The organism is Mesorhizobium sp. M7A.F.Ca.AU.002.02.1.1, assembly GCF_003998535.1.
GTDB classification, from domain to species: Bacteria; Pseudomonadota; Alphaproteobacteria; order Rhizobiales; family Rhizobiaceae; genus Mesorhizobium; species Mesorhizobium ciceri.
In genome coordinates this window covers 1-2,883 of the sequence record NZ_RZPB01000755.1, presented here as the reverse complement: position 1 = coordinate 2,883, position 2,883 = coordinate 1, and the positions used below count along the sequence as shown (strand labels likewise).

The following is a 2,883-nucleotide window of genomic DNA, read 5'->3' as shown; positions in this document are numbered from 1 at the left end:
GCGTGTAGTCGCCGGGCTTCAGGCCGCTGCGCACGGCAAGATACTGGGTCAGGAAATCGGTCGAGGAGCCGAGACCGGTGACGCCGAGCGTGGCGCCCTTGAAATCGGCGGGCGACTTGATCTCCGGGTGCTTGGCGGAGACCAGCTCGACCTCACCGGGCGCTTGGCTGAACTGGACGATCGACTGGATGTATTTGCCCTTCGACTGCAGGTCGACGGTGTGATCGTAGAAGCCGACAACGCCTTGGACGGCACCTGCCAGCAGTTCATTTTCGGCCTCGACCCCGGCGCGCGAGTTGAGCAGTTCGACATCGAGCCCCTGGTCCTTGAAGTAGCCGAGCTGCTGGGTGAGCACGGCAGGCAGATAGATCTGCTTTTCCATGCCGCCGACGATGATGGTGATTTTGTCGGCAGCCGAAGCCACCGTGGCGCTTGTGGCTGCAATAGCAAGGCTTAGCGCCGCTGTGCGCAGGGCGCACTTCGAGATGAAACCGGTCACGAAACTTCCTCCACTTGGGCGGCGCGCCATCCCGGCTGCGCCGCATTCCTCCTTACCGGCCGCTCCCGCACCGGTCACACGGCGAACGCCGTAATGACTTCATGGCACGCCCAAGCTTTCAGCTGGCTTTCAGTCGTTTTAACGGCCGTTGAAATGGAATCCGTTGTGGCTGCCGGTCACGGAGCGCCGAAACCGAGAACGTCGCGCATGTCGTATTCGCCGGGCGGGCGTCCCTCGAGCCAGAGCGCGGCGGCAATGGCGCCGCGGGCGAACATGACGCGGTCGCCGGCCGCATGCGACAAGGTCACAAGCTCGCCTTCGGCACAGAAGCTCACGCTGTGTTCGCCGATGATGCTGCCGCCACGCAGCACCGCAAAGCCGATCTCACCGGGAGGCCGCGCGCCAATGGCGCCATCGCGAACAGGCCGCGCCACCGCGTCGAGCTCGACCTTGCGGCCGCCGGCCACGGCCTGGCCAAGCATCAAAGCGGTACCTGACGGCGCGTCGATCTTGTGTCGGTGATGCGCCTCGAAGACCTCGGCGTCCCAGTCTTCGGGATCGAGCGCTGTCGCCGCCTGTTCGACCAATCCGACCAGCATGTTCAGCCCCAGCGAAAAGCTGCCGGAGCGCACGATGGCGATGGTCTTCGCGGCCTCGGCGATGTCGGCGAATTCAGTCGCATCGAAACCGGTCGATCCGATGACCAGGGCCGGCCCGCCGCGGGCGGCGCAAAACCTTGCCAGGTCAGCCGAGGCCGCCGGCGTCGTGAAGTCGATGACCACATCGGCCGTGGCAAGCGCCTCCTCGCGGCTGACCAGCCCATCGCCGGCAGCGCCGGGCCGATGGAACCGCGCAGCGAGCGCCAGCCGTGGATCGACCCGCACGGCGTCCGTCATCTGGCGGCCCATGCGGCCGAGCGCGCCGGCGATGGCGATCCTGATCGGCGGCTGCGGCATGGCCTCGGCTATTTCCACATGCCGCGCATACGGGCGCCAATGTCGACGCGCACCTCCGGCCGGGCCGCCCTGCCCTGCGCGGCCAGCGCGCTTGGCCACGACATCTGTTCGAACGCGGCGAGGATCGAGGCCGGGATGAAACGGGTGCGCGAGGCATAGAGATGGCGGTCGCCGCGCGCCGCCTGGCCATGTGGAAAGAAACGCTGCGGCATGACCAGGTTGAGATTGTCCTTGGCCCGTGTCATCGCGACATAGAGCAGCCGGCGCTCCTCCTCGATGTCCTCCTTGGTGCCGACGCCGAGATCGGCCGGGATGCAGCCATCGACGGTGTTGAGCACGAAGACATTTTTCCACTCCTGGCCCTTGGCCGAGTGGATGGTCGACAGGATCAGATAATCCTCGTCGCGATGCGGCGGCCCAGCCTGGTCGCTGGTGGCGTCCGGCGGATCGAGCGTCAGTTCGGTCAGGAAGCGCTCGCGCGAGGCATAGCCCGAGCCGATCTGCTCAAGTTGCAACAGGTCGGCCCGGCGCGTCGTCGCGTCCTCGTGGATGCGTTCCAGATGCGGCTCGTACCACAGCCTGATCTGTTCGAGGTCGGCCGGCCATCTGGCGCCGGCGCGCAGGCCGGAATAGAGCGCGACGAAGCCAGGCCAGTCGTCCGCCGCGCGTTGCGGCGGACGCCAGCCGGCCAGCCCCATGGCCTCGTCCAGCGCCGTCGTCATGGTCTCGACGATCTGCGCGGCGGCCGAAGGGCCGATGCCAGGCAAGAGTTGCAATACGCGAAAACCGGCGACCCGGTCGCGCGGGTTTTCGGCAAAGCGCAGCACCGCCAGCACATCCTTGACGTGGGCGGCATCGAGAAACTTCAGGCCGCCGAATTTGACGAAGGGAATGTTGCGCCGCGTCAGTTCGATCTCCAGCGGCCCGCTGTGATGCGAGGCGCGAAACAGCACCGCCTGGGATTTCAGCGCTGTGCCCGCCTCGCGCTCGGCCAGGATGGTGTCGCAGACGAAATTGGCCTGCTCGACTTCGTCGCGCACGGTCACCAGTTTTGGCCTGTCGCTGGATTTGCGCTCCGACCACAGGTTTTTGGTGAAGCGCTCCGAGGCTTCGCCGATCACCGCGTTGGCGGCAGCAAGGATGGTCTCGGTCGAGCGGTAATTGCGCTCCAGCATCACCACGTCGGCGGCTTGCGCGAACTGATTGGGGAAGTCGAGGATGTTGCGAACCTCGGCGGCGCGGAACGAATAGATCGATTGCGCATCGTCGCCCACCACCGTCAGCCCGGCGCCGTCGGGTTTCAGCGCCATGAGGATCGAAGCCTGCAGGCGATTTGTGTCCTGGTATTCGTCGACCAGCACATGGTCGAAACGCCCGCCCAGATGCGCCGCTATCTCGGGCTCCGCCGCCATCTGCGCCCAGTAGAGC

General features: G+C 66.1%; 3 protein-coding genes. All 3 read right to left on the bottom strand.

Annotation, left to right across the window (positions count from 1 at the left end):
• Positions 1 to 472, bottom strand: a 472-nt coding sequence (locus EN879_RS30720) for an ABC transporter substrate-binding protein (protein WP_245493890.1), incomplete at its 3' end; no start/stop codon positions are given.
• 203 nt (positions 473 to 675) lie between these two features.
• Positions 676 to 1,455, bottom strand: a complete 780-nt coding sequence (gene dapB, locus EN879_RS30715) for a 4-hydroxy-tetrahydrodipicolinate reductase (RefSeq protein ID WP_063167708.1) — start codon at positions 1,453 to 1,455, stop codon at positions 676 to 678.
• Positions 1,456 to 1,463: 8 nt separating this feature from the next.
• On the bottom strand, positions 1,464 to 2,883 hold a 1,420-nt coding region (locus EN879_RS30710), incomplete at its 5' end, for an ATP-dependent helicase (RefSeq protein WP_164774684.1).

Excerpts from the sequence above, each read along its gene's own strand:
- dapB (WP_063167708.1), bottom strand. The coding sequence starts at position 1,455 with ATGCCGCAGCCGCCGATCAGGATCGCCATCGCCGGCGCGCTCGGCCGC.